This window comes from Marinomonas aquiplantarum (genome assembly GCF_003314975.1).
Lineage (GTDB): Bacteria > Pseudomonadota > Gammaproteobacteria > Pseudomonadales > Marinomonadaceae > Marinomonas > Marinomonas aquiplantarum.
The window spans coordinates 1-24,848 of sequence record NZ_QNRF01000008.1 but is presented as its reverse complement, the minus strand read 5'-3'; the positions used below and the strand labels follow the sequence as shown (position 1 = coordinate 24,848).

The window sequence follows — 24,848 nt, the reverse complement described above, 5'->3', positions numbered from 1 at the left end:
GACGTCAAACAGACCCTATTAAAGAGACCAAATGATGAGCAGTATGACCCCAAGAGAGACGGTTAACGCCCTAGACAATCACATTATTGGCCAACAAAAAGCCAAACGCGCTGTCGCCATCGCACTTCGTAACCGCTGGCGTCGAATGCAGTTACCGGAAGACATGCGCGCTGAAATCACGCCGAAAAATATCCTAATGATTGGACCAACAGGCGTTGGTAAAACAGAAATTGCCCGTCGTCTAGCGAAACTATCGAATGCGCCTTTCATTAAAATTGAAGCCACCAAGTTCACCGAAGTTGGTTATGTTGGTCGAGATGTGGAATCCATCATCCGAGATCTTGTAGAAATGGCCATCAAAATGCTGCGCGAGCAAGAAACTGAAAAGTTACGCCACAAAGCAGAAGACGCCGCCGAAGATCGAATCCTTGACGCTCTGCTACCACCAGCTCGAGGTGGTGACCCAGAGTTGAACAATGAGAGCAACACACGCCAGATCTTCCGTAAAAAGCTACGTGAAGGCCAATTAGACGACAAAGAGATCGATATTGATGTCGCTGATGCGCCCGTTGGCGTGGAAATCATGACTCCGCCGGGCATGGAAGAAATGACCAGCCAGTTGCAGAACATGTTCTCAAGTTTCGGCTCGAACAAAACCAAAAAGCGTAAGCTAAAAGTCAAAGACGCCTTACGCCAAGTACGTGACGAGGAAGCTGGCAAACTAGTAAATGAAGACGAGTTGAAAGCCCGTGCGGTTGAAGCGGTTGAGCAGAATGGCATCGTATTCTTGGATGAAATTGACAAAGTAGCCAAAAGCTCAGAGCGCACCAGTGGTGAAGTCTCTCGCGAAGGTGTACAACGTGATTTATTGCCTTTGGTAGAAGGCTGTACCGTCAACACCAAGTACGGCATGATCAAAACAGATCACATTTTGTTTATTGCTTCAGGGGCGTTCCACTTAACCAAGCCATCGGACTTGATTCCTGAGCTACAAGGTCGTTTACCGATTCGTGTTGAGTTAGACGCCTTGACGGTAGAGGATTTCAAACGCATTTTGGTTGAGCCCAGCGCGTCTCTGACTAAGCAATACGTGGCCTTAGCGAAAACAGAAAACATCAATCTGAACTTTACCGACGAAGGCATTACCCGCATTGCCGAGATCGCTTGCCAAGTGAATGAAACGGTTGAAAACATTGGAGCTCGTCGCCTTCACACTGTGTTGGAGCGTTTACTTGAAGAGGTATCTTACTCAGCTTGCGACATGCCAGAAGGTCAGCAAATTGACATCACAGCCGCTTATGTGGATGAACAGCTAGGTGAAGTCGCCAAAGACGAAGATCTAAGCCAATACATCCTGTAGGCTTAGTGCTAAATTAGTGCGGACCACTTCTTAGTGGTTCGCCTTTTTATTTAGAGTAAACATCATGCTCACACCAACCAAAATTCATTATCACAAACAATCCCGTGAACTTGAACTGGCCTTTTCTGATGGCCAAAGCTTTCAATTGAGTGCCGAATTTTTACGAGTGCATTCTCCTTCTGCTGAAGTTCGAGGTCATGGGGCACAAATGCCCATTCTCCAATACGGTAAAAAAGACGTATTCATACAGAACATTGAAGGCGCAGGGAATTACGCGTTAAAGATCACCTTTGACGATGGTCATGACTCTGGCCTCTATACTTGGGAATACTTACATAATTTGGGCAAAAACCACGATCAGTTATGGCAAATGTACTTAACTCGCCTTGAAAAAGAAGGGAAGACGCGGGACACTTCCGTGATTCAAATTCATCAACATTAAACAGCACTCTCAACTTTAGGATAACCTGTTATGGGCTCACTCAGCTTGTCTGCCATTAGCGCGATTGAACATGGTATTAACCTTGCTCTTCAGCAAGATACACCTTCTCAGCAAAGGCTAAGCAAGCTAGCAGGCCAACAGGTCATCCTTTACGTGGAAGATTTTTCACTCATTTTACAAGTGCATATCCTCGAACAAGGCGTGATGTTACACAAACCTGATCATCTAGCGGATATCGAACTCGACCCTAAGTTAGATACGCTAGTACAAGGACCAAGCTCAGCCTATCGTAAACTGCTCGAAGGCGATGGATTCTTTGATGGGGATTTACGCATCCAAGGGAATGCACAAGCTCTGATGACCTTGCATAAAGTGATGGAAAACTTCGAGTTGGATTGGGAAGGTTTATTGGCAGATCACATTGGCGATTTACCCGCCGCCACTCTGGCACGTTTGCTGCGAGTTCAGTGGTCGTGGAGTAAAGAGCTTGCCACTCAAGCACGAATCCAACTGGTGCAACATTTACAGTCTGATAGTCAATTACTGCCTAGTAAAATCGAAGTCGATGCCTTTGTGGATCAACTGGAGAATTTTGGTACACAATTAGATCGTTTCGAAGCAAAACTCAGACTGCATGAAAACAAGCGTTCTTAAGCCTTTAGTCGACTTAAATAGACGCCACCTATGGTGATACCAAAGCCGATTATTTGCACCATTGTCATGGTTTCAGAGAATAAGAAATAACTCTCTACGGCAGCGAGAGGTGGCGCTAACAGTAACAACATAGCGACTTGTGATGCATGGATTTTCCTTAGCAACCAAACCATTAAAAACACACCGCCACCCGACAACACCACAGCGCCCCAGAACAACAATAGATAAGATGACCATTGGGCCACAAAAACCTGTTCGCCTAACACCCACACAAAGCCAAACGCCACAACACCTGCCGCTAAGTTCTGAATGCCCATGGCAACAATGATGTCAGAGGAAGCAATCGACATTTTCTGAGAGATGGCACCAAGGGATAAAGCCAAAATAGCCCCAACAGCAAGACAAAGCGTCAGTAGAGTGACGCCACCGTGGCTCATGTCCAACTCTAACGCAGGGGAAATCACCAACACTAAGCCAATAATGCCAATCAACATGCCGAGCATGCTCAAAAAAGACGTCTTTTCTTTGATCAACAAAAACGCTAACAAGGTGACTAATACAGGCTGGAGAGCGCCAATGAGCGCCATAATTCCAGCTGGCAACCCTTTAGCAATGGCCACATAAGCAAGACCAAGGTACAAACCACTCATTAATACCCCAGCCAATATTTGCTGAGGTAGCTCTTGTCTTGATGGAAAAGTTCGACGCTGCCAAAGCGCCAAGGCAAAAAATAACAACGCCGCCAATAAGAAACGAATGCCCAAATAGATATTGGGGTCCATCAGACCGACAATCAGCTTACCTGTGATAAAACCTGTGGACCAAATTAACACTAAAAGCACATACAATATGGCCATAAAATTCCCTTTATTAATCGCTGCCTGCGCTTAAATGAAGACTAAGGAAGGTACGAATAAGTCTACTAAGACTCAGTCTTTCAGAGAAATCGTCAAATAAGGCGCGACTCTGAAGGAATGTAGGTACCTTTTAAAGAGTCGCAACGCAGTAGGACGTTTTCTCTGAAAGACCCGAAGGGCAAGGTCTAAAAGCCTGTATTCTTTGTTGAGTACCTCGACAATAGGCCAACTATTCACATTCGGCACTCGCCTCGAATAACAGGCTTTTATCCACATGCTGAGGCAAGAGGACTTGTTCATACCTTCCTTAGAATTCGCCTTTTATCTCTGCAGCACCCAAACCTAAACCAATCAAAAAGTGCAACTTAGCGAAAGCCGCTTCATAGGTCATCGCCTCACCAGAGATCACACCAGCACTCACTAAAGCCGACCCTGCAGCATAGGCACCAGCAACCACACTACCCGCACCACATTGACTGACATTAACGATGACAACCCCTCGCTCACTGGCTTGCTGCAAGACCGATAAAAGTTCGGCATCTTTATCGGGGGCATTGCCCGCACCATAACTCAAGAGTACAGCGCCTTGCACGGATTCATTTAATAAACCGCGCCAATGCTCTGCTCTGACACCCGGAAAAACAGGCAATAAGGTCACTGCTCCAGACGCCATCTCAGGGATACGAATCACGCAGGGAACATCACCGGTTTGACCTTCTCGCCAACGCCAATCAATGCCCAGAATACCTCGCTCAGCCCGATTGGGAGAAGAAAAAGCCTGCCAGTCACTAGTATGCGATTTATGAGCACAATCACCCTCAATCAAACGACCAGCAAAGAATAAGAACACACCTCTGGAAACGGATTCACAAGCAGACATAGCCCCCAACACATTGTTCATAGCATCGGTTCGCACTTTATACATGGGCACTTGTGAGCCTGTTACGATTATTGGCTTATCACTTTGCTCAAACATAAAGCTCAGTGCTGCGGCGGTATACGCCATAGTATCGGTACCATGAAGCACAATGAAGGCATCAAATTCATGCCATTTACGTTGAATGTCTAACGCAATGGTCTGCCAGTCTTTTGGCGTGGCATTAGAGGAGTCAATCAACTCAGCATAACTTTGTATTACAAAATCGTGTGGCAGCTCATCTGAGGCGTTTAGGTGCTCACTTAAATGGTCTGCAAAGGCCGCATCAGGGATCAAGCCTTGTGATGATGGCACCATACCAATCGTACCACCGGTATAAGCTATGTATATTTTCATCTCGTTCCTCTTTTCACCCTTATATCGGCACAGCGCATTTCAATACAGTGATAAAAAAGGCGCGAATCCTAACGAACTGCGCCTTTTCCATCCAACCAATCGCTCATTTAACGTGCGATATAGATTACATTCTTTCTAAGGTTTCAATACCTAGCAATGATAAACCTAGTTGTAATGTTGACGCTGTATTCAACGCCAGCTGTAAACGGCTATTCTTAACGTCTTCTTCGGCGTTCAAAATTGGGCAAGCTTCGTAGAAGGTCATGAAGGTTCCTGCCAATTCGTATAGATACGCGCATAAGAAGTGAGGCATACCATCGTTCGCAACCTGCTGAATGGCTTCTTCGAACTGACACAACTTCATGGCCAACGCACGCTCTTGGCTTGCTTCAACTTGGATTTCACCGGTTAAGGATGCGATGTCCATTTCAGAACGTTTCACAATGCTGGCAACACGAGAGTAAGCGTACAACAAATAGGGCGCGGTATTGCCCTCGAAACTCAACATAGTGTCCCAGTTAAAGACGTAATCACTGGTACGGTTTTTCGATAAATCCGCGTATTTAACCGAGGCAATTCCGACCACTCGACTGATGTTACGAAGCTCTTCTTCGTTCATATCAGGGTTCTTAGAAGACACTAACTGATAAGCGCGTTCTTGTGCTTCTTCTAGCAATGAAGACAGTTTCGCAACGCCACCAGAGCGTGTTTTGAACGGCTTGCCATCACTGCCCATCACAGTACCAAATGGCATATGCTCTAACTGAGTTTCTGGTTTTACAAAACCGGCTTTACGAGACAAGGTAAAGATCTGCTGGAAGTGCAAAGATTGACGAGCATCGACGAAATACAACACGCGATCAGCTTCTAATGTATGTTGACGGAAACGCACCGCTGCCAAATCCGTCGTGGAATACAAGAAGCCACCGCCGGTCTTTTGCACAATAATCGGGGTAATTTCCCCTTCTTTATTAGCAAACTCTTCTAAAAAGACACATTGTGCGCCTTGGTCTTCTTTCAATAAACCTTGCTCTTGCAGCTCATTGACTACATTTTGCAAATCATCATTGTAAGCACTTTCAGGCATGACATGTTGACGCTCTAAAGACACACCCAACATTTTGTAGGTTTCTTCACAGTGCGTCAGAGAAATGTCGATAAACTCATCCCATAAGGCTAAGCAGTCTTTATCACCTGATTGCAAAGCCACAACCAATTCACGAGCACGATTGGCAAAGGCTTCATCTTCATCAAAACAGCCTTTAGCCGCTCGATAAAAGGTCTCAAGGTCAGACAGAGCCATACTAATTTCAGCGCTTTCAGAGCGTAAGCGTTCCATGTAAGCCAACAACATACCAAATTGCGTTCCCCAATCACCTACGTGGTTCTGACGAACAACTCGGTGCCCTAAAAACTCTAAGGTACGGACAACCGCATCACCAATAACAGTAGAACGTAGATGCCCTACGTGCATTTCTTTCGCTAGGTTTGGAGACGAGTAATCCACCACGACGGTTTCTGGTGCTGCCACATTTGGAACATCTAGACGCTCACTTTGGCGCAGTGCCATAAGCTCTTTGCCCAACCAAGCATTCTTCAAGAAGATATTGATAAAACCAGGGCCTGCGATTTCGACTTTTTCCGCGATGTCGGATAAATCCAACCCATCGACGACTTTCTGCGCCAATTCGCGAGGGTTCATCTTAAGGCTTTTTGCCACACCCATAATGCCATTGGCTTGGTAATCACCAAACTGAACCTTAGCAGATTGACGAGTCAGTGCTGGAGCAGACTCTGGCGCACCAGCCGCAACCATTGCGGCTTGAATACGTTGATTTAGAAGCGTTTGAATATTCACAGAGAAACCTTTAAACAGTTAACATGCCGTTAGGCTGGCATATCAAAATCACAAACCCTCCACTTGCTGAGCAAGCGGAGGGTTTAAATAAGAAAATTAATGGCCTAATAATAACCGATTTGCCGCCGTTTAGCGAAAGAACAGCTGACATGCCAAGTTATTATTTTCATCCTGATAAGGATAACCTAGCTCATCCAAATAATGAGTCACATCGGTTTCTTCACCCACCGCTTGTAAGCCAACCAATACGCGACCATAAGCATCACCATGATTACGATAATGGAACATGGAAATATTCCACTGTCCACCTAAGGTGTTGAGGAATTTCAACAAGGCACCAGGACGTTCAGGGAACTCAAAACTGTACAGCAATTCCCCTTTTTGACTGCGTAAATGGCCGCCAATCATATGGCGTACATGTACCTTGGTGGTTTCATCGTCAGTTAAATCAATGATTTCGTAATCTTTTAGATCGTCCAACAGTTCTTTGCGACTGTGAGGACTTCCCCCCAGCGCCACACCAACAAAAATCACCGCTTGCTCATCATCACCATAGCGATAATTAAATTCTGTGATATTTCGTCCAACTAACGCTTGGCAGAAGTCTTTAAAGCTGCCGGGAGATTCAGGGATTTTAACGGCAATAATGGCTTCTCGTTTTTCACCTAGTTCAGCACGCTCAGACACATGGCGCAGGCGATCAAAATTCACATTGGCACCACTGTTAATGGCGATCAGAGTCTGACCTTTGGCTCCTTCACGCTCAATGTACTTCTTCAATCCCGCCAAAGCACAAGCACCAGCTGGCTCGGTAATGGCTCGAGTATCATCGTAAATGTCTTTGATTGCAGCACACATTTCATCGGTGGTGACTGTGATCACTTCATCAACCGTGTCTTTGGCAATGGCAAAGGTGTTGTGACCAATTTCAGCAACCGCAACCCCTTCAGCAAAAATGCCCACTTGAGCAAGACGAGTTGGTTCACCTTTTTCCATTGCCACTTTTAAACAAGCTGCATCTTCAGGTTCCACACCAATGATTTTGATATCAGGGCGTAGGTATTTAACATAAGCCGCCACCCCTGCGATCAAACCACCACCGCCAACTGGTATAAAGATGGCATCAATTTTACCTTCATGCTGATGTAAAATTTCCATACCAATAGTGCCTTGTCCAGCGATGGTATCCACATCATCAAAGGGATGAACATAGGTTTGTCCGGTTTGTGCCATGATCTCTTTTGATTTAGCAGAAGCCTCATCAAAAGCATCGCCAAACAGTACCACTTCGGCACCATGGTTTCGTACGGCGTTGACCTTTACTTCTGGCGTCGTCGCTGGCATCACAATGGTCGCTTGCACGCCCAGTTTTTTCGCCGCTAGCGCCAAGCCTTGTGCATGATTTCCTGCCGAGGCAGCGATCACCCCCTTGGCTCTTTCAGCGTCGGTGAGCTGACAAATTTTGTTGTATGCCCCACGAATTTTGAACGAAAAAACTGGCTGCAGGTCTTCTCGCTTCAAAATAATCTCGTTGTCCAATCGAGTTGATAATTGATTGGCACGAGACAGTGGCGTTTCTACAGCAACGTCGTATACGCGTGCCTGTAGAATCTTTTTGATCATGGTATGAGGCATAATGTTTCCTAGGAAAATAACATTCGTCAGAACGAGACCGGCACCCAACATCATTGGGAAAACCAAGTCTAAAAATAGAACACCGAAATATACCTGTTCGGCTCAACTCACGTAAAGGCGAAAGCCCTTGAATCTGCAAAATAGCCAGCATAAATCTAAGTTGTTTTGGCTAACATTCATTCAGAGAAGGGAATATAATAACGACACCAGCAGAGGAAACTTACCAAAAGAGTAAGCTCTAACTACTTTCTCATTCAACGATAATAAAGGGCACCCCCTCATGACCCAAGATGAGTTAAAACAAGCTGTCGCTGAAGCGGCTGTTAACTACATTCTACCGTTACTAGAAGACAACACTATTGTCGGCGTTGGCACAGGTTCAACGGCTAATCTTTTCATTGATGAATTGGCTAAACACAAGAACAAGTTTGATGGCACCGTAGCCAGCTCCGATGCCTCAGCCCAACGCCTAAAAGATCATGGCATTGCTGTTTACGACTTAAACAGTGTTGATCAAATTCGTGTTTACATCGATGGCGCTGACGAATCAGACCATCATCTACGCCTCATCAAAGGCGGTGGTGCCGCTTTGACCCGTGAAAAAATCGTGGTCGCTTGCAGTGACGAATTTGTATGTATTGCAGATGAGTCAAAGTTAGTTAACGTATTGGGGGATTTTCCTTTACCAGTTGAAGTCATTCCCATGGCGCGCAGCTACGTTGCTCGTCAACTGGTGAAACTGGGTGGCGATCCCGTTTACCGTGAAGGTGTGGTGACGGATAATGGCAACCACATACTCGACGTTTATAATTTAAAGATTCTTGATCCAATTAAGCTTGAGAATCAGATTAATGCGATTGTCGGTGTCGTCACCAACGGGCTGTTTGCTAATCGATCAGCTGACGTGTTACTGCTGGCAACACAAGACGGCGTAAAAACACTGAAAAAAGCCTAAAGAGCCTCAGATGAGCCATCTAGAGCCACCATTCTTAGAGTGGCTCATCTTTCTCTTAAAACCAGCGACTTTTTCGCATCAACCAAAACTGTCCAACCCCCATCACAAGTAAGACCCCACAAAATAACCAGAAAGCTTGATGATTGTCGGTTCCAGGCATCCCCGCGATATTGATACCGAACAATCCGGTTAAAAACCCCAAGGGCAAGAAGATCCCAGACAAAATAGACAATACATACATGCGAGCATTCATTTTTTCAGCTTGTAAATTGACAAACTCTTCCTGCATTAACTGGCAACGCTCCCTTAATGACTCAAGCCCCTCAACATAACGAACAATATCGTTCACGGCTTCTTGTACCTGTGTGATTTGCCGACTCGTCATCCAACTAGACGTATCTTGCGACAAAGCTTGAACAGCTTCTTTTTGAGGCACCAGAAAGCGACGTAAACGAATGGTTTCGAGTCGACGTTGAACCAATAACTCTCTTTGCCCTTGCTCGATACCTTCACCAATGCGTTCCTCTAAATCAGACAACTCTTCTTCTAAATCAACGATGACACTCGACATTCGTCCCGTTAATGTGACGGTCAAGGTGGCCAAAATATCAGCGCTATCTGTAGGTCCTTCGCCTTGTGCCAAGCTGTTTACTACATCCTCAACGGATAGCAATTTTCGACGGCGACTGGATACGATAAAGTGTGGTGTTACCCATAAACGTAATGACACCATATCCGATGGATCAGAACCTGGGTTTAAATTCACACCACGAAGAATCACTAAGGTACCACGACCCATTTTAACCATCCGAGGGCGTGTTTCTTCAGCGAATAACGCCTCGACAACCTCATCAGCAACTCCTTCAACACTGGCCAACCAGTCGCGACTCGCGTCTTCCCCAGCATCTACATGAACCCAGCGACACCCTGCCTCTGGAATCTTCTTTGGCAAATCCGTCTCAGGCAAATGATCTGCGCCGCCCTGACCGTCTAACGCCACGTGATGCACAACAAATTCAGACATAAGCGCCCCTCTATTAATGCTTGTAGATTAACGGAAAAAGTCCCATTGCCCTATTTATTTTCACTTCAACGACCTAGCTCAGCTGACACTCTCTGCTGAGAGTGGCATAATTTCATCACCCTCAAAATAATAAGGAAAAGCTTGATCATGCAAAACCTAGCACACGTTTTGGCATCCAGCTCGACACCAACTTCACTTCAAACTGTTTTAAGCGTTACGACCGACACTTGTATTGATATTTGCAAGGCGCTTCACAAAGGCTCTCTTGCAGGTATTCTTGGCGTGGCTGGAAACGAAAACGTGCAAGGAGAGGAGCAAAAGAAACTCGATATCATCTCTAATGACATGCTTAAAACGGCATTGTTAGCCTGCCCTGCTGTACGAGCAGTCGCATCCGAAGAAGAAGATGACATTGTCCCTGCAAATACAGCGGGTGAATACTTAATCGCTTTCGACCCACTAGATGGCTCATCTAACATAGACATCAATGCCATGGTGGGCACCATTTTCTCCATCTACCATGACACTGGCGAAACCGCCGCGACAGAACAGAGCTTCTTAAAGCGAGGAACAGAACAAGTTGCTGCCGGTTACGTGCTTTACGGCCCATCTTGCATGCTCGTTCTGACAACAGGCCAAGGCGTGCAAATGTTCACCTTAGACCCTGAGAAGAATGAATTTATCCTGACGCAAAATAAGGTCGAAGTGGCTGCAGATACGCAAGAATTTGCGATTAATATGTCCAACCAACGTTTTTGGTCAGCCGCAACCCAAACCTATGTCAGCGACCTTGTCGCTGGCTCAAGCGGTACAAGAGAGAAAGACTTTAACATGCGTTGGGTCGCCGCTATGGTGGGTGATGTGCATCGCATTCTATGCCGAGGCGGCATCTTTATTTACCCTTGGGACAGCAAATCTCCTAATCGAGCAGGTAAATTGCGTTTGATGTATGAAGCAAAACCAATGGCCATGTTAATTGAACAATCAGGTGGTAAAGCGTATACACACAGTCAACGCATTCTAGATATCCAACCTGAAGGCATTCACCAGAGAGTGGCGGTGATTCTTGGTGCGGCGAATGAAGTGGATAAGTGCCTAAGTTATTAACATAAAATAAAAAGCTAGCGCCCAGCTAGACTTGTGAATAACCACTTAAGTCACTAAAGCATGCAATAAAAGACCACAGGACAAAGCAGACTGTAGAAATCAAGCTGCTTTGTCCATCGCACCTTCCTTATTCACAAAGCATTCCAAACAATCAGCAAAACAACACTGTCCCCACAGGCCTCGTTCGCATAAGGTTGGTAAGCCCATGGATAAGGAGTTTGGTAATAACTTAGCCCCAACGGTCATAGGTGCAATTGGACAAAATATGCCGGTTATTGTTGAGACCTAAGATGTCTCTCACTTATGATTTTCGAGATACATTACAAAGCTCAAATCCTTATCTAAATAAGCACTCCAAACACCCACCCAAACAGAACAGACCCAACAAAACCAATGGTTAGATAGGCGATAAAGACTTCTTTCTTAACCAAACTCCACACCGCTGTCATCGCTGGAATAGAGCTAATCGCTCCCGCAGTCATAAAAGCCATCGCTGCCCCCGTTGTCATACCTTGATTAATAAAGCCTGCAATTAGAGCTGGTGCGGCATAACCATTTAGATAAGCAGGCATACCTACTGCGGCGCCAACGATAACCGAAAACAGTCCGTCCCCCCCCACAATCTGACTAATCACTTCAGCAGGAATATACAAAATCAAGAGGGCTTCAAGTACATAGGCAAACATCAACCATTTAACGAGAAACACTATATTCTCCTTCATCTGCTCAATAAATGTCTGTCGTCTTTGACTCTCTTCCCAGAACCGCCATTGCACACCAGAGGAGGTAATAGCAGTACAACACGTTCCAACTAATGGGGTAGATTTTAGCGGAGAAGCAAAGCTAGAGTGGCGCATTAACGCCTTTATACCGAAACCTCCAAGAAGCCCAAGACCAACGGCGATAATGGATTTCCCTATTGCAAAAGGCCAGCCTAGTGCGCTGGCGGTAATAATAAGGGCTGGCGGATCAATAAGGGGACTTGAAAGCCAAAAAGCCATCACTGCAGGTAGAGGTATACCAATCGCCAACAGCCCAGAAATAAACGGAATGACCTCGCATGAACAAAACGGCGCTAATCCTCCAAAAACAGCAGCCAGTAAAATCATCCGGTTCTCTCGACCATCAAAGGCCTTCGCTACTAACGACTCCGCACCGGTAGACTTTAAGTATGCGATCATCAAAACAGCAAAAACAATAAACGGTAGTGTTGCTATGAATGAGGCACTCGCGATCGTAAAAAATTCCGAGAACGCAAAACGATCTAACATAAAAACACTGGCAGAAATAAGTGCTATAGCAGACCAAGGGGTTAACAGTTTTTTGATGTAATACGTTACATCTTTGTTCGTCGACGTACGGCAGGCTGTCTCACAGCAGTTCGATTCCACAGAAGACTGCTCATCTCCGCTTCCAATTTCCACTCCAGTATTTGCTGTTTGATTACTCATAATCACACTCTCATAAATAGCCAGAAAATAAATCCATAATTCTACAAATATAGAAATATATTATTTCCACAATTATGGAAATGTCAAATTATTTCCATGCTATTAGAAATATTGATCCATAAAATGGTATAAATGTATTCGAACATATCCACATAAAAAGGAAATCTCTTGTCAATTGAAGTCATTGCGGAAAAGCTGGCAGAGCTTGGACACCCTACTCGTTTAGCCATCTTGAAACATCTAGTGAAAGCCGGGAACACTGGCGCACCAGTAGGTGAAATTCAGGAACAATTGGACATTCCTGGTTCCACTTTGTCACACCATATATCGCGGATGGTCAGGGTAGGACTTGTTGAGCAAGTAAGAGAGAGCCGAACCTTGTACTGTTTTCCAAAATTCGACGCCCTAAACGAAGTAATCCATTATTTAACAGACGAGTGCTGTATTAATGAGGAGCCTCAAGAACACTAAGAATAATGTTTAGTCATTGAGATCAGTGCGGCAATCAAAGCAATAAAATACTTTTCGCGACGGCTTGTGTCCGTGGTACAAACGTATCCATCAAACAATACTCATCCTCTGTGTGCATTTTCGCCCCCACAGGACCCGTTCCGCATAAGGTGGGCACGCCCATAGACGAGGTAAAACCCGCATCAGAACAACCGCCTGTAAACTCACCCTCAACAGAAAAACCAACTGAGTTTGCCTGACGTTGATAATGCGCCAACACAACGTCACTCATTGACGCTTCAAAGGGCTGAAATTCTGACAAGATTTTTATCGTTGCGATGGCGCCTTCGATCACTGGCGTTTCAATAATGGCATTAATTTGGGCTTTGGCTTCTTCGCCTTGCTCTAGTGTCATGAAGCGAAGATCCAGACGTGCCATTGCCGTTGGAGCGACGGTATTTGAAGACATCCCACCACTGATAAGACCTATGTTCGTGGTGATGCCTTTGTCATAATCGGTCAGTGCATGTAACGATGTTACGAGTTGAGCCAATGCACCAATTGCACTGATACCATCCGCATGGTTTACGCCCGAATGAGCCGCCCTTCCAGTCACTTGGATTTCAAAGCTCGCTCCCCCTTTACGCGCCGACACCACATTTCCACTGATGCGTCCGGGTTCGGCATTAAAAACGGCTTTCGCTCCGGCTACACGGTCACGAATAACAAAGCGACCTTCTGGCGAGCCAATCTCCTCGTCTCCGGTAAACAAACCAATAACAGGAGACGGTAGCTGTTGAATGTCGCTGGTTTTCAATAAATGTTGCAAACCTTTCAATACAAAACAATTCAGCACCAACCCAGACTTCATATCCGCAACGCCGGGGCCAAAAGCCTTCATGCCATCTCGACTGAATCGTCGAGTTTCCAATGTGCCTTTAGGGAATACGGTATCACGATGGCCCATCACAAAAATCGCAGGGGCATTGGCATTTGTTTCGTTCACCCCAACTTGGGCTTCTAAGACATCTCCTGAATTTTCTAGAGAATGCCAAGTACAAGCAATGCCGTCTTCCACCAGCCAAGATTCCATCAACTTTCCGGCTTCATCTACGCCTGTTTTGTCATAGCTATTAGAATCAACATTTACCAACGCTTCAAGACAATCAATCATCGCGTCTTCTTGCGTTGCAATCCAATCACAAAGCAAATCGGCGTAGTTATCTAGCTCAGAAGCTAATCTTGATGTCATGTTATCGACTTGCCTACTAACAACCTTATCCATGTAAATATTCCTTAGTAATTAATTGCTTTTAGATGCGTTACGAGCCTGACGAATGTGCTCACCTTGCTCGGATAGATCCCAAAAAAGTCCTGTCATTATTTGCAATGCTTCACGACAAACGGGCGCTAACACATGTTCGTTTGGCGCATGTTGACTGCATGCGGGATACGAATGAGGCACCCAAACCGTCGGCAATCCGAGAATGTCAGAAAACACATAATTGGGAATCGAGCCCCCCAAATTAGGCAGTAAAGCGGTTTTTTTATTTGTCGTTTTTTCCAGCGATTTAAGCGCCCAATCTACCCAAGGGTCATCTGGGTTTAATCGAGTCGCGTGCATGGGTTCCCCATTTTGGGAAACCTCTACATCGTCAAACCCCTGCTCCGTTAAGTGAGTACGGATATTTTTTAGGAAGTTATCGCTGTCCGTTCCGACGACGAAACGAATTTGGCAATTCGCTTTTGCGTACCCTGGAATGGCATTCACAGGGTTATCTGGGTTGCCGGTTTTGCAGGCAAGCATCTCAAGCGTGTTCCAGCCAAAGACTTGTTCGGCAGGTGACAGTTCCGGCTCTCCCCATTCAAGGTCAATGTCCGGATTGTTCTCATCCAAACCCACTTTAATATCTTGTAGAGCCTCTCGAACCGCATCGGGTAACTCATTCGGCAGCAATGATGGAACACGTATTCTGCCTTTGGCATCCACCATAGACGCCCATGCGTGAGCTAGACGCGTTCCCGCATTGCTAAGCAATCCACCCCAGTTACCTGAATGGTGAGCACCTTCTCGCAAGTTAACGGTCAAATCGAAATTAAAACCGCCACGAGAACCAAGAAACACCGTAGGAGAATTGGCGTCCAGTCTAGGTCCATCTGACGCGAGAAAAAGATCGGCTTTCAGGGCTTCCTTGTGCAAGGTACAAAATTCCGTCAAACCAGGAGAACCCACCTCTTCGCCCGTTTCGATTAACACTTTCACATTAAAGCCGAGCTTGCCGTCTTTTGCGTTCAAGACCGATTTTAAAGACGCGAGGTTAATCGTATGTTGCGCTTTATTGTCTGCCGAACCACGCCCATACCAACGATCGCCTGTCGCGGTTAACGTCCAAGGTGATAGGCCTTCTTTCCATTGATCATCGTACCCAAGTACAACATCACCGTGCCCATAGGTTAGCAGTGTCAACGCACTAGGATCTTCTATACGTTCAGCGAATAAAAATGGCCATGAGCCCGGCGCCTCTTCCTCAGTAACGGGGTTAGGTAATATTGAAATTTTGAATCCCATGGCTTCAAGCTCAGGGGTCATCACATCTTCTAAATAGGTATAAAGCGGCTGAAAATCCTTGCGGTTTTGGCTCTCACTTTTTATCGCAACACGCTGACTTAACGCGTCAAAAAACTCGCCAGAGTCAAAATACGACTCTGACGCAACAATACTTAATTGGCGACTCATCTTGTCTCCTTAGTAGATAGGATAGCTATACGACATGAGGTATATGGTTGTTAAGACGCGTTTGCCCATGCACTGTCATCCAGTAATTCAGGTAACCCTAAAGAAGGCTCTGGTGTTAAAACGGATGACAACAATGCTTGTGTGTAAGGGTGTTGTGCATTACGGAAAATATCCTCTCGGGTTCCCTGCTCGACCAGCTTGCCACGGTACATAACCGCCACTCGATCCACTAAATGTTCCACCACACCTAAGTTGTGGCTGATAAACAAATAAGTCAGACCCAGCTCTTGTTTCAGATCCATCAATAGATTAAGGATTTGTGCCTGTACAGAAACATCCAACGCCGACGTCGGCTCATCACACACCAAAATACTGGGTTTCAGTATCAATGCCCGAGCAATTGCGACACGCTGGCGCTGACCACCTGACAATTGTCCCGGATACTGATCCAATAAGCGCTCGGGCAATCCAACCAAATCACTCATCTGTTTAACAGAAGCTTGTTGGCTTCTTTTATCCCCGACTTTATGCAGCTGAAGAGGCAAACTAATGATCTGACGAATGGTTTTACGAGGATTCAGAGAGGAATACGGATCCTGAAAAATAGGCTGCAACTGTTTGGCTAATGCAAAGCGATTGCCGTTGCTGATGACCTGATCATTGACCAACACACTGCCGTCTGTCGGCGGCAACAACCCTAAAATCATCTTGGCTAAGGTACTTTTACCACAGCCAGATTCCCCAACTAATCCCAATGTTTCGCCCGGTGGAATGCGTAGCGAAACACCGTCAACGGCTTTAAGTGTCGTCGGCGCACTGAACACACCGTTTTTCAGTTGAAAATGACGTGATAGGTCGCAAAGTTCCAATGCATATTGTGGCATTACACCGCCTCCTTTAAGGATTCAACTGAGACTGGGCAACGCACTTGATGACTAGAAGGCGCAGTAAACTCTACCAGTGTCGGCGTGTCGGTTGCGCATCCCTTTGTCGCATGTTTACATCGGTTTCGAAAGGCACAACCCGCTAAATCACCAATCAAACTCGGCACGCCCCCCGGAATGGATTCAAGATGACTTCCCGGCGCGGTTTTCCCTGGGATAGGAATGCAACTTAGCAAGCCTTGCGTGTACGGATGGCTTGGATTATTAAAAATATCGTTCGTTAAGCCCGTTTCCACGACTTGACCTGCGTACATCACCGCAACTCGGTCAGCGATACGTGCCACAACGCCCAGATCGTGCGTTATGAAAACGACAGCCGTTCCAAATTCCTGCTGCAGCTCACGAATCAATCGCAAGATTTGTGCTTGAATGGTCACATCCAAGGCAGTTGTGGGCTCATCTGCAATGATGAGATCAGGCTCACACATTAGGGCCATAGCGATCATAACCCGTTGTCGCAGCCCGCCTGACAACTGATGAGGATACTGACTAAGGCGCTTTTCTGGATAAGGTACCCCAGCACGTTCTAATAAATAGATGGCTCGTTCTTCGGCTTTGTCTTTAGTCAGCCCTTTGTGTCGCATAATGCCTTCACAAAGCTGGTTTCCTAATGTGTAGGATGGATTCAGCGATGTCATAGGCTCCTGAAAAATCATCGACATTCGCAACCCACGAACGCCATTGCGCTTTTTCTTCGAAAGAGACAGCAAATCCAGACCATCAAACTCCATTTTGTCTGCTGATACCTTTGCTTTTTTGGGTAACAAGCCCATAAGCGCCATTGACGTCATGGATTTACCGCATCCTGACTCGCCAACAATACACAGCATCTCACCTTTTTCTACCGACAGGTCAATGCCACGCACCGCACGCAATGTTCCATTGGCAGTCGGTAAATCAACCTGAAGATTTTTAACCTCTAAAACTCGACTCATTTAACCTTTCTCCTGCCTACTAATTGCGCCCTTCGGGAGCGTTCATATCTCTTAATCCATCACCAACCAGATTGATCGCTAACACCAAAATCATCAAGGTAATGCCCGGAATCGCAATGACCCAAGGTTGGAAAAACATATACGCTTTACCCTCTGACACCATTAGCCCCCATGACGGTAACGGCGGTTGTACACCTAGCCCCAAGAAGGACAAGGTAGCTTCGAGTAAAATGGCGTGCGCCATTTCCAGCGTAATAACGACAATCAGCGCACTAAGAATATTGGGCAGTAACTCACGAATCAGAATATAAGAGGTGGATGCCCCTAATACTTTTGCGGATGCAATGAACTCAGCATCACGTAATTGCTGGGTCGTCGAACGAGCCACCACGGCGAAACGATCCCACAAGAGCAAACCCAGTAGGATAATCACCATTTCAAGTGATCCCCCCACTAACGCAGCCATAGCTAAGGCAACCAATAGCACGGGCAAGGCTAATCGAGTGGTAATGATGTAACTGATGACCGCATCCGTTCGGCCACCAAAATAGCCCGCCAAGACACCTAGCGTCGTTCCAATAACCCCAGAAATAAGCGCTGCGGTTAGGCCAATCGTCAAAGAAATTCGCGCACCATAAAGTAAGCGACTAAGGTAATCTCGCCCTAACTTATCGGTTCCTAAAATGTGTTCCCATGTTCCTTTTTCATGCCATATTGGCGGGATCATGCGTTGAGAGATGTTCTGTACATAAGGATCATGAGGTGCCAACCAAGGCGCAAATATCGCTGCCAGAACAATAACACCTAAAATGACGGAACCTATGAAAAGCCCTCGATGACCTAAAAACTTATTAAGCGCTCGTCGCCACTCTGGCACCACAGGTAACCCAGATGCTTCCGGACCAGACAATGCTGACACTGGAGAGCTAGACGTTGAGTTAGAAAGAGTTTGAGACATAATGTGCTTCCTTTATCTAACTCGCAAACGAGGATCCAACATAGCGTTGATCACGTCTGCAACAAAGGTTAATGCAATGTAAAACACCGCGATGATAAGTACGACAGCCTGTACAACTGGGTAATCATTTCGAGAAATGGCATCCCAAGCCAGCTGTCCTAATCCTTTAAGGGAGAAAACGGATTCAATTACAATCGATCCGCCAAGCATGAAACCCAGCTCCACTGCGGCAAGCGCTACAACGGGAATCACAGCATTTCGCAGAGCATGTTTGAAGACAACAGACGTTTCACTTAAGCCTTTAGAGCGAGCGGTTCTAATATAGTCCGACCCCAATACTTCCAACATTCCGGTACGAGTCAGCCTCATCATGGCAGGCATCGCATAATAGCCAAGCGCAATCGCTGGCAATATAAAATGCATCCATGTTGAATTCCCACCCGCCGGTAACCAATGAAGATTGACGGCAAACACGACAATTAAGGTCAAGGCGAACCAAAAACTTGGCATCGCCTGTCCCACTACAGCAATCATTAGCGCAAGACGATCTATCCATGTATCTTGCTTTATCGCGGCGAGCACCCCCAATGGAATTGCAACAAACGTCGCAATACCCAGCGCCAAAGCGCCGAGTGTTAAGGTGATTGGAAGGCGCTCACTTATTAAATCCATAACCGTATCTTGAAAATAATATGAGCGCCCAAAATCCAATTGAACGGCCGAACTTAACCAGGAAAAGTATTGCTGGATAATCGGTTTGTCTAAACCAAATGCGACGCGAATTTCTTCCACCTGATCGGCTGTCGACTCCGGCCCCGCAATGGCCGTTGCTAGATCGCCTGACAAATGCAGTAGCATAAAGCTAATAATGGAAACCGTAATCGCCACACTGATCGCAACCAGCAACCGACGAAATATAAACACCAGCATATTTTCTCCTAAATTCTAAATTGACGACGAGTCGCTTTACTTCCAAGTAGACTCGTAGAAACGCGGCAATTCATCTGGATACGGCGTAAATTGCAAAGTATCACTGAACGCATAGTTACTGGAGTACGAGAACATTGGCACCCAATACGCTTCTTCAGAGATGCGTTTGATTGCTTGTGAGTACGCTTTTTTACGCGTATTAGGATCGACTGAACTGTCTGCCGTATCCAGCAGTTTAATGACGGTTTCGTCTTTAGCAGAATCGTCGATTCCACCTTTAAAGAACACACTGGTAATTGCAGATGCGTCGTTGACAGAGTAAGAACCCCAAGTCTGGAACGACAATGGCACCTTGCCTGCGCGTTGATCGGTACGAAGCGCCGCGTATTTCATAAAATGAAGGTTTGCTTTGATGCCAATTTCGCTCAGATAGCCCATCATGGCTTCGGCTAAATCACGCTCGCGATAAGCATAAAATTCTGTTTCGAAACCGTCTGGGTAACCCGCTTCTGCAAGCAGTGCTTTGGCTTTATCAACGTCGTATTCGTATTTCTTGGCTGCTTCAGTGTCACAACCGAACTGAGTTGGGAAACACGGCGTATAAACAGAACGGCTGCCGCCGCGAATAAGGTCTTGAGAGAACGCATCACGATCAATTGCGTGGTTCACGGCTTCTCGAACAAGCTTGTTGTTAAATGGAGAATCTTTAAGGGTTTCACTTACAGTATCAATACGCAGGTAACCAATGCGCATGGTTTCGGCGCTTTTGACATCAAGTCCCGGCATCATTTTCATTTGATCGGCTTGATCAGAAGGTACGCGCCAGATCCAGTCGATGTCCCCAGTCATGAGCTGCGCAAGTCGCGCATCAGGGTCGGGAATCACACGGAATTCTAGTTTCTTAATAGCTGGTTTTGGAATGGGGCTGGCTTTGAAGTAGTCGTCATAGCGTTCTAAATTCACGCCTTCGCCCGTCAATACTTTGGTGATTTTGTAAGGCCCTGTTCCAATAGGCGCTTTTGAATACCCTTCAATGCCAACTTCTTTAAAGTACTTTGCTGGATATATTGGGGTCGGGCCGGATAGATACTCGAGTGCTGCAGGGAAAGGCTTAACAAGAACAAGGCGTACAGTGTAATCGTCTACTATTTCAGCATGATCTATCCAATCCACATTTTTTCGAGTGACGATCTTTGATTCGGGAGAGACAACATAATTGAATGTAAACGCGACGTCCTCGGCAGAGAAATCGTCACCATTATGGAACTTAATGCCTTTACGTAGTTTGAACACCAAATGCGTACTGTCCTCCCATTCCCAGCTTTCCGCGAGCAACGGCTTATATTCGGATGTACTTGGATCACGAAAAGCTAACGTATCCCACGCCATGTGAGACAAAATAACGCCTTCGCGTAAATTATTATGATACGGACTGACGTTTTCCGGTTCACTGTCGGAAGCATACACAAGCGTATCGTTGCTTTTATCTGCCCATGCGGATGCAGAGGAGGCAATCACACACGTAATAAGAGAATTCAAAAGAGTTTTTCGAAGAGTAAAACGGGGACTACGACTTTTTTCCATCATTCTGCTTCCTATCATTCTATTGGTAAATTGTGACAATAATACAACCTGCCTTCACATTAATAGAAAAGAATGCATTGCCACAATTAACAAATATGCATACATTCATTGCCAAATAGGCAACACTATGGCTTGATAAAAACCAAAATCAAAAATATGTCTGGAACAATCAAATAAGTGTTCTAAAGACGACATAACTCGAACTTTTCCACGGTATTTTCAATGAAAGCATCACTAAGACTTCAAGACACTGCCATTCGATATTTTCTAGAAGTGGCGCAATTAGGCTCGATCAGCGAAGCCTCTATACGACTCAACGTAGCCTCTAGCGCAATCAGTAGGCAAATTGGCAGTTTAGAAGACATACTTGGTGCAACGCTTTTTGAACGCCAACCAAGAGGAATGAAGCTAAGTGCAGCGGGCGAGATGCTGGCCACGTATGCGCGCAAGAATGCATTAGAATCCGCCAGAGTTGTTGCTGAGATAGGCGCGCTAAACGGACTTGAAAAAGGCCACATTAATATCGCTTGCTCCGAAGGCTTTGCCATGGACTTTATTCCACGCACAATCTCAAACTTTCGTCGGCAACACGATGGCATTCACTTTCATCTCAAAGTCTGCGCACCGGGAGACGTTGCCAAACTGGTCAGCCATGGCGAATCAGACATTGGCATCACCTTAAGCTTATCACCAACAAAAGACATTAAAGTTGAATACCGTCAGCCGTCTCCTATTATGGCGGTATTTCACCCCAGTCACCCCCTTGCCCATAAAAAGTCCGTTTCGCTTTCGCAATTACAGCCCTATCCCATTGCACTGCCCGAAGAAAATACCACTGTCAGACAACTCTTTGATATCTGTTGCAGCCGCCTGAATCTTTTATTCGAACCTATCCTTGAATCAAACCACATGGCAACCCTAAGCCGCTTTACAAGCTTTGGTGGTAGCATTCATCTTTCCGGTGAAATCTCAATGCGCCATCAAATAGCAACACAAGAATTAATCGCAGTACCAATTCGAGATCGAGGAATGGACGTCAGAAACATCGAAGTACAGACCCTTTCCGGCAGAACACTACCAAATGTTGTTAAAGTCTTTCTGGACTATTTGATTGACAAAATGAAACATGAAGAAACGATTGGCTGTTAAAAAAACACGGCTGGATGAAACCCACCTTCCTCAGCAAGTAATATAAACGAACAAGCTCCTAAACAGCATAAACCGCTGACGATGTCGGTGAAATACATCGTATTTTGTGTCGAGGCGGTATCTTCATTTACCCTTGGGACAGCAAGTCAACAAACCGTGCAGGGAAATTACGTTTGATGTATCAAGCAAACCCTATGGCCATGCTGATCGAACAATCAGCTGGTAAAGCACATACATGCAGTCAACGCATTCTTGATATCCAGCCAGAAGGCATTCACCAGAGAGTGGTGGTGATTCTTGGCGTAGCAAACGAAGTGGATAAGTGCCTAAGTTATGAACATACCGAAACAAACTGACTTAAAAGAGACGGCATGTGGATAAAAACGGAGCTACTGCTCCGTTTTTTTATTCCTTAAATAACGCATTATAAAGGAATGACTTCACTCACTTCAGGCGATCCATATTGTAGGCCAAATTCAACCAAGGCTTTGAAGCCAACATGGGTAACCATATCGTAGGGGTAATTTCGCGGTACTAATAACCAATCACCAGCTTTGTACTCAACGCCATTAAACGTCGCTCTGCCATCGATCAATAACCTAAAAGTAGGTTCATCATGAGTATGTTTTAAGGCTTGAGTCTCCGCTGCAACCGACACCAACATACTGTGTCTAAAGCAATTTTTATCAATCGGAATATCCTTCCTAATAAACAGTTCACCTTCATCGTGAGGCTGGAAAAAATCCCCCCACCCAAAATCCACATTACTGACAATCTCAGTAATAGATTCTGGATCAATAAAAGCTGAAAAATCTACTAACGTCGTCACATCACTGCTCATTTTACTCTCCTGTAATTTGAGTGTTCCATATGGTGAAGCATCAGCATAGAGCGAAATGAGCAACCTTGACAATAGGAAAGCGTATTGACTTGATTCAGCCTAACCCTCTCATCGCCAATTAAGATAAGTTTATATTTCTATTCATTATCAACAAGATACGAAGCAATATAAGCCAATGATAGTGCCACAATCTGCTTCATTAGACTCGCGAATGAACTGTTTCCCGTCGTCCACCAATAAATGCATTTGTCTAAGTGCATATATATTTGATCTGGTTTCATAAAAAATACCGACTCTTTCACACTCACACTTATTCTGTAACAAAACGTGAATAGATATTCAATTTATCAAGAGTAAGAGGTAGATTAAAATGAAGCTGTTCACCTAATAATCAAAAAAATAACTGAAAGGGAACCAAAAAATGAAATCACTAAAGCTATTGATATCAGTCATCACCATCGTCTTTCCCCTTATTGTGTCAGCACAAACTGTTAAATTAACCACAATGAATTGGTCTCCCTTTTACGCTGAAAGTTTGAATAATGGCGGCTTTATTACTGCTATTGTTGAAGAGGCTCTGTCTGAAGCAGGTTATGACAGCACTGTCGAATTTACGGAATGGCAAACAGCACTTGATACGGTGAAATCCGGTAGTAAAGATGCGCTTATTGGCGCTTACTACACAGAGGAAAGAACTAAGGACTACTATTACTCCATCCCGATTTATACCGTTTTAGTAGGCCTGATCAAGACCTCTGACTTTCCACTGAAAAACTACAATTCTTTTAATGCAATTAACGAATATAAAATAGGTAAAATTGAAGGCTCTTCTATTGGTGCCTCCTTTGATGCCTTTGACTTTTCTCAGCTTCACGAGTTCGATTCAGTGAGCAGTGCCGTAAAAGCATTAACTATGGGTGAAATCGACTTATATGCGGACAATCTGGCCGTGGCGAAAGACGCTGCTCAATCATCAGGACTTGATGGCTCTCAACTGCAGATTTTGCTTCCACCGTTAGAAGAGAACAACCTTTACTTGCTAATTTCAAAGTCCATTCCTAACGCAGAGGAACTTAGAGACGCATTCAATAAAGGGCTTTTTGCAATTCAGGCCTCCGGTAGATTCAATGAAATTTTAGCGGAATACAATCAACAATAAACCCAGTACGAGAAGAGTACTGTCTGTGCTCTTCTTTCCTCCCGCTTCTAATTCACATGAAACCACGAGAATAAACTCGCTCATTACAACATAAACACAACGACCTTATCACATCTGAAACAGTAATAGGGCCTGAAGTGATACTTCCTACCTCGACAGCACAAGATCCTACGCAACATAAGCCGCTGATGACGACAGTGACGCAAGGCGTCGCTGCTTCGGATCCAGTTTTGTTTGAAGGGCTTAGAGTACTGAGGATATTAGAGACCGAGACCACTATGATCTGAAGCTTCGCTTCATCCTTAAATCATCTGGATAACATCGTACAAGATCCGTAGCAGCGTAAGCCGCTGACGACGTCAGTGACGCAAGGCGTCGCTGTTTCGGATCGTGATTTTTCTCCAGACGTAAAAAAGCCCTGACAGGATAACCTATCAGGGCTTCTTAGTATTTAAAGCTTGACGACGACCTACTCTCACATGGGATCCCCCACACTACCATCGGCGATGGCGCTTTTCACTTCTGAGTTCGGGATGGGATCAGGT

At 45.4% G+C, this 24,848-nt stretch carries 23 protein-coding genes and 1 rRNA gene; 9 read left to right on the top strand and 15 right to left on the bottom strand.

The features are described from left to right. Window positions 1-34: 34 nt before the first annotated feature. The 3 genes from hslU (at window position 35) to DFP76_RS14045 (ending at window position 2,456) form a co-directional block, all read left to right on the top strand. Window positions 35-1,360, top strand: a complete 1,326-nt coding sequence (hslU, locus tag DFP76_RS14055; RefSeq protein ID WP_113875365.1) for an ATP-dependent protease ATPase subunit HslU — start codon at window positions 35-37, stop codon at window positions 1,358-1,360. 64 nt (window positions 1,361-1,424) lie between these two features. Continuing rightward, window positions 1,425-1,802 (top strand): gamma-butyrobetaine hydroxylase family protein, encoded by a 378-nt coding sequence (locus DFP76_RS14050; protein ID WP_113875252.1) that lies wholly within the window; start codon window positions 1,425-1,427, stop codon window positions 1,800-1,802. A 30-nt stretch (window positions 1,803-1,832) separates the two neighbouring features. Beyond that, entirely contained in the window at window positions 1,833-2,456 is a 624-nt protein-coding gene (locus tag DFP76_RS14045; protein WP_113875251.1) for a ubiquinone biosynthesis accessory factor UbiJ, read from the top strand. Here the strand turns inward: DFP76_RS14045 and DFP76_RS14040 are convergent. The 4 genes from DFP76_RS14040 to ilvA all read right to left on the bottom strand — a co-directional run bounded on the left by DFP76_RS14040 (window position 2,453) and on the right by ilvA (window position 8,079). Further along, window positions 2,453-3,313 (bottom strand): DMT family transporter, encoded by an 861-nt coding sequence (locus DFP76_RS14040; protein WP_113875250.1) that lies wholly within the window; start codon window positions 3,311-3,313, stop codon window positions 2,453-2,455. The two genes, DFP76_RS14045 and DFP76_RS14040, sit on opposite strands and share 4 nt — an antisense overlap. Before the next feature lie 307 nt (window positions 3,314-3,620). Next, window positions 3,621-4,586, bottom strand: a complete 966-nt coding sequence (locus DFP76_RS14035) for an asparaginase domain-containing protein (protein WP_113875249.1) — start codon at window positions 4,584-4,586, stop codon at window positions 3,621-3,623. A 124-nt stretch (window positions 4,587-4,710) separates the two neighbouring features. Then, window positions 4,711-6,444, bottom strand: a complete 1,734-nt coding sequence (argS, locus tag DFP76_RS14030) for an arginine--tRNA ligase (protein WP_113875248.1) — start codon at window positions 6,442-6,444, stop codon at window positions 4,711-4,713. A gap of 129 nt (window positions 6,445-6,573) precedes the next feature. Continuing rightward, entirely contained in the window at window positions 6,574-8,079 is a 1,506-nt protein-coding gene (gene ilvA / locus DFP76_RS14025) for a threonine ammonia-lyase, biosynthetic (RefSeq protein WP_113875247.1), read from the bottom strand. A gap of 280 nt (window positions 8,080-8,359) precedes the next feature. On the opposite strand from ilvA, the gene rpiA reads away from it, so the two are divergent. Next, window positions 8,360-9,034 carry a ribose-5-phosphate isomerase RpiA gene (gene rpiA / locus DFP76_RS14020; RefSeq protein ID WP_113875246.1) on the top strand — a complete coding sequence of 225 codons (675 nt, stop codon included), beginning with the start codon at window positions 8,360-8,362 and terminating at the stop codon, window positions 9,032-9,034. 55 nt (window positions 9,035-9,089) lie between these two features. On the opposite strand, the gene DFP76_RS14015 is transcribed toward rpiA, so the two are convergent. Further along, a complete protein-coding gene (locus DFP76_RS14015; protein WP_113875245.1) occupies window positions 9,090-10,058 on the bottom strand; it encodes a zinc transporter ZntB in 969 nt (322 codons plus the stop codon). A 147-nt stretch (window positions 10,059-10,205) separates the two neighbouring features. Here DFP76_RS14015 and DFP76_RS14010 point away from each other — a divergent pair, with 147 nt between their 5' ends. Then, complete coding sequence (locus DFP76_RS14010) at window positions 10,206-11,165, top strand: class 1 fructose-bisphosphatase (RefSeq protein WP_113875244.1); 960 nt, start codon at window positions 10,206-10,208, stop codon at window positions 11,163-11,165. Between the two features lie 341 nt (window positions 11,166-11,506). On the opposite strand, the gene DFP76_RS14005 is transcribed toward DFP76_RS14010, so the two are convergent. Next, window positions 11,507-12,616 (bottom strand): permease, encoded by a 1,110-nt coding sequence (locus tag DFP76_RS14005; protein ID WP_181799857.1) that lies wholly within the window; start codon window positions 12,614-12,616, stop codon window positions 11,507-11,509. Window positions 12,617-12,784: 168 nt separating this feature from the next. Here DFP76_RS14005 and DFP76_RS14000 point away from each other — a divergent pair, with 168 nt between their 5' ends. Beyond that, window positions 12,785-13,087: an ArsR/SmtB family transcription factor gene (locus DFP76_RS14000; protein ID WP_013797732.1), complete on the top strand. Its 303-nt coding sequence runs from the start codon at window positions 12,785-12,787 to the stop codon at window positions 13,085-13,087. Between the two features lie 34 nt (window positions 13,088-13,121). Here DFP76_RS14000 and DFP76_RS13995 read toward each other — a convergent pair whose 3' ends face one another. Genes DFP76_RS13995 through DFP76_RS13965 form a run of 7 tightly spaced genes read right to left on the bottom strand, consistent with a single transcriptional unit; the run spans window position 13,122 to window position 21,157 of the window. Continuing rightward, window positions 13,122-14,351: a M20 family metallopeptidase gene (locus DFP76_RS13995; RefSeq protein WP_113875243.1), complete on the bottom strand. Its 1,230-nt coding sequence runs from the start codon at window positions 14,349-14,351 to the stop codon at window positions 13,122-13,124. An 18-nt stretch (window positions 14,352-14,369) separates the two neighbouring features. Further along, window positions 14,370-15,803 (bottom strand): M20 family metallopeptidase, encoded by a 1,434-nt coding sequence (locus DFP76_RS13990; protein WP_113875242.1) that lies wholly within the window; start codon window positions 15,801-15,803, stop codon window positions 14,370-14,372. Window positions 15,804-15,853: 50 nt separating this feature from the next. Further along, complete coding sequence (locus DFP76_RS13985) at window positions 15,854-16,687, bottom strand: ATP-binding cassette domain-containing protein (RefSeq protein ID WP_113875241.1); 834 nt, start codon at window positions 16,685-16,687, stop codon at window positions 15,854-15,856. Beyond that, window positions 16,687-17,682, bottom strand: a complete 996-nt coding sequence (locus DFP76_RS13980) for an ABC transporter ATP-binding protein (protein WP_113875240.1) — start codon at window positions 17,680-17,682, stop codon at window positions 16,687-16,689. Before DFP76_RS13980 ends, DFP76_RS13985 begins: the two co-directional genes overlap by 1 nt. A 19-nt stretch (window positions 17,683-17,701) precedes the next feature. Next, window positions 17,702-18,640, bottom strand: coding sequence for an ABC transporter permease (locus DFP76_RS13975; protein ID WP_113875239.1), 939 nt, complete (start codon window positions 18,638-18,640; stop codon window positions 17,702-17,704). 12 nt (window positions 18,641-18,652) lie between these two features. Continuing rightward, window positions 18,653-19,570 carry an ABC transporter permease gene (locus DFP76_RS13970; protein WP_113875238.1) on the bottom strand — a complete coding sequence of 306 codons (918 nt, stop codon included), beginning with the start codon at window positions 19,568-19,570 and terminating at the stop codon, window positions 18,653-18,655. A 36-nt stretch (window positions 19,571-19,606) separates the two neighbouring features. Continuing rightward, window positions 19,607-21,157: an ABC transporter substrate-binding protein gene (locus DFP76_RS13965; protein WP_113875237.1), complete on the bottom strand. Its 1,551-nt coding sequence runs from the start codon at window positions 21,155-21,157 to the stop codon at window positions 19,607-19,609. A 219-nt stretch (window positions 21,158-21,376) separates the two neighbouring features. Between DFP76_RS13965 and DFP76_RS13960 the strand changes: the two genes are divergently transcribed. After that, window positions 21,377-22,303 (top strand): LysR family transcriptional regulator, encoded by a 927-nt coding sequence (locus tag DFP76_RS13960; protein WP_113875236.1) that lies wholly within the window; start codon window positions 21,377-21,379, stop codon window positions 22,301-22,303. A gap of 92 nt (window positions 22,304-22,395) precedes the next feature. Continuing rightward, window positions 22,396-22,659, top strand: a complete 264-nt coding sequence (locus tag DFP76_RS13955) for a hypothetical protein (protein ID WP_281269738.1) — start codon at window positions 22,396-22,398, stop codon at window positions 22,657-22,659. Between the two features lie 68 nt (window positions 22,660-22,727). On the opposite strand, the gene DFP76_RS13950 is transcribed toward DFP76_RS13955, so the two are convergent. Beyond that, the gene (locus tag DFP76_RS13950; protein ID WP_013797741.1) at window positions 22,728-23,144 is read right to left on the bottom strand and encodes a cupin domain-containing protein; all 417 of its coding nucleotides are present in this window, start codon (window positions 23,142-23,144) and stop codon (window positions 22,728-22,730) included. A gap of 421 nt (window positions 23,145-23,565) precedes the next feature. On the opposite strand from DFP76_RS13950, the gene DFP76_RS13945 reads away from it, so the two are divergent. Beyond that, complete coding sequence (locus tag DFP76_RS13945) at window positions 23,566-24,303, top strand: substrate-binding periplasmic protein (RefSeq protein WP_113875235.1); 738 nt, start codon at window positions 23,566-23,568, stop codon at window positions 24,301-24,303. Window positions 24,304-24,759: 456 nt separating this feature from the next. On the opposite strand, the gene rrf is transcribed toward DFP76_RS13945, so the two are convergent. Beyond that, a 5S ribosomal RNA gene (rrf, locus tag DFP76_RS13940) occupies window positions 24,760-24,848 on the bottom strand; the annotation flags it as partial.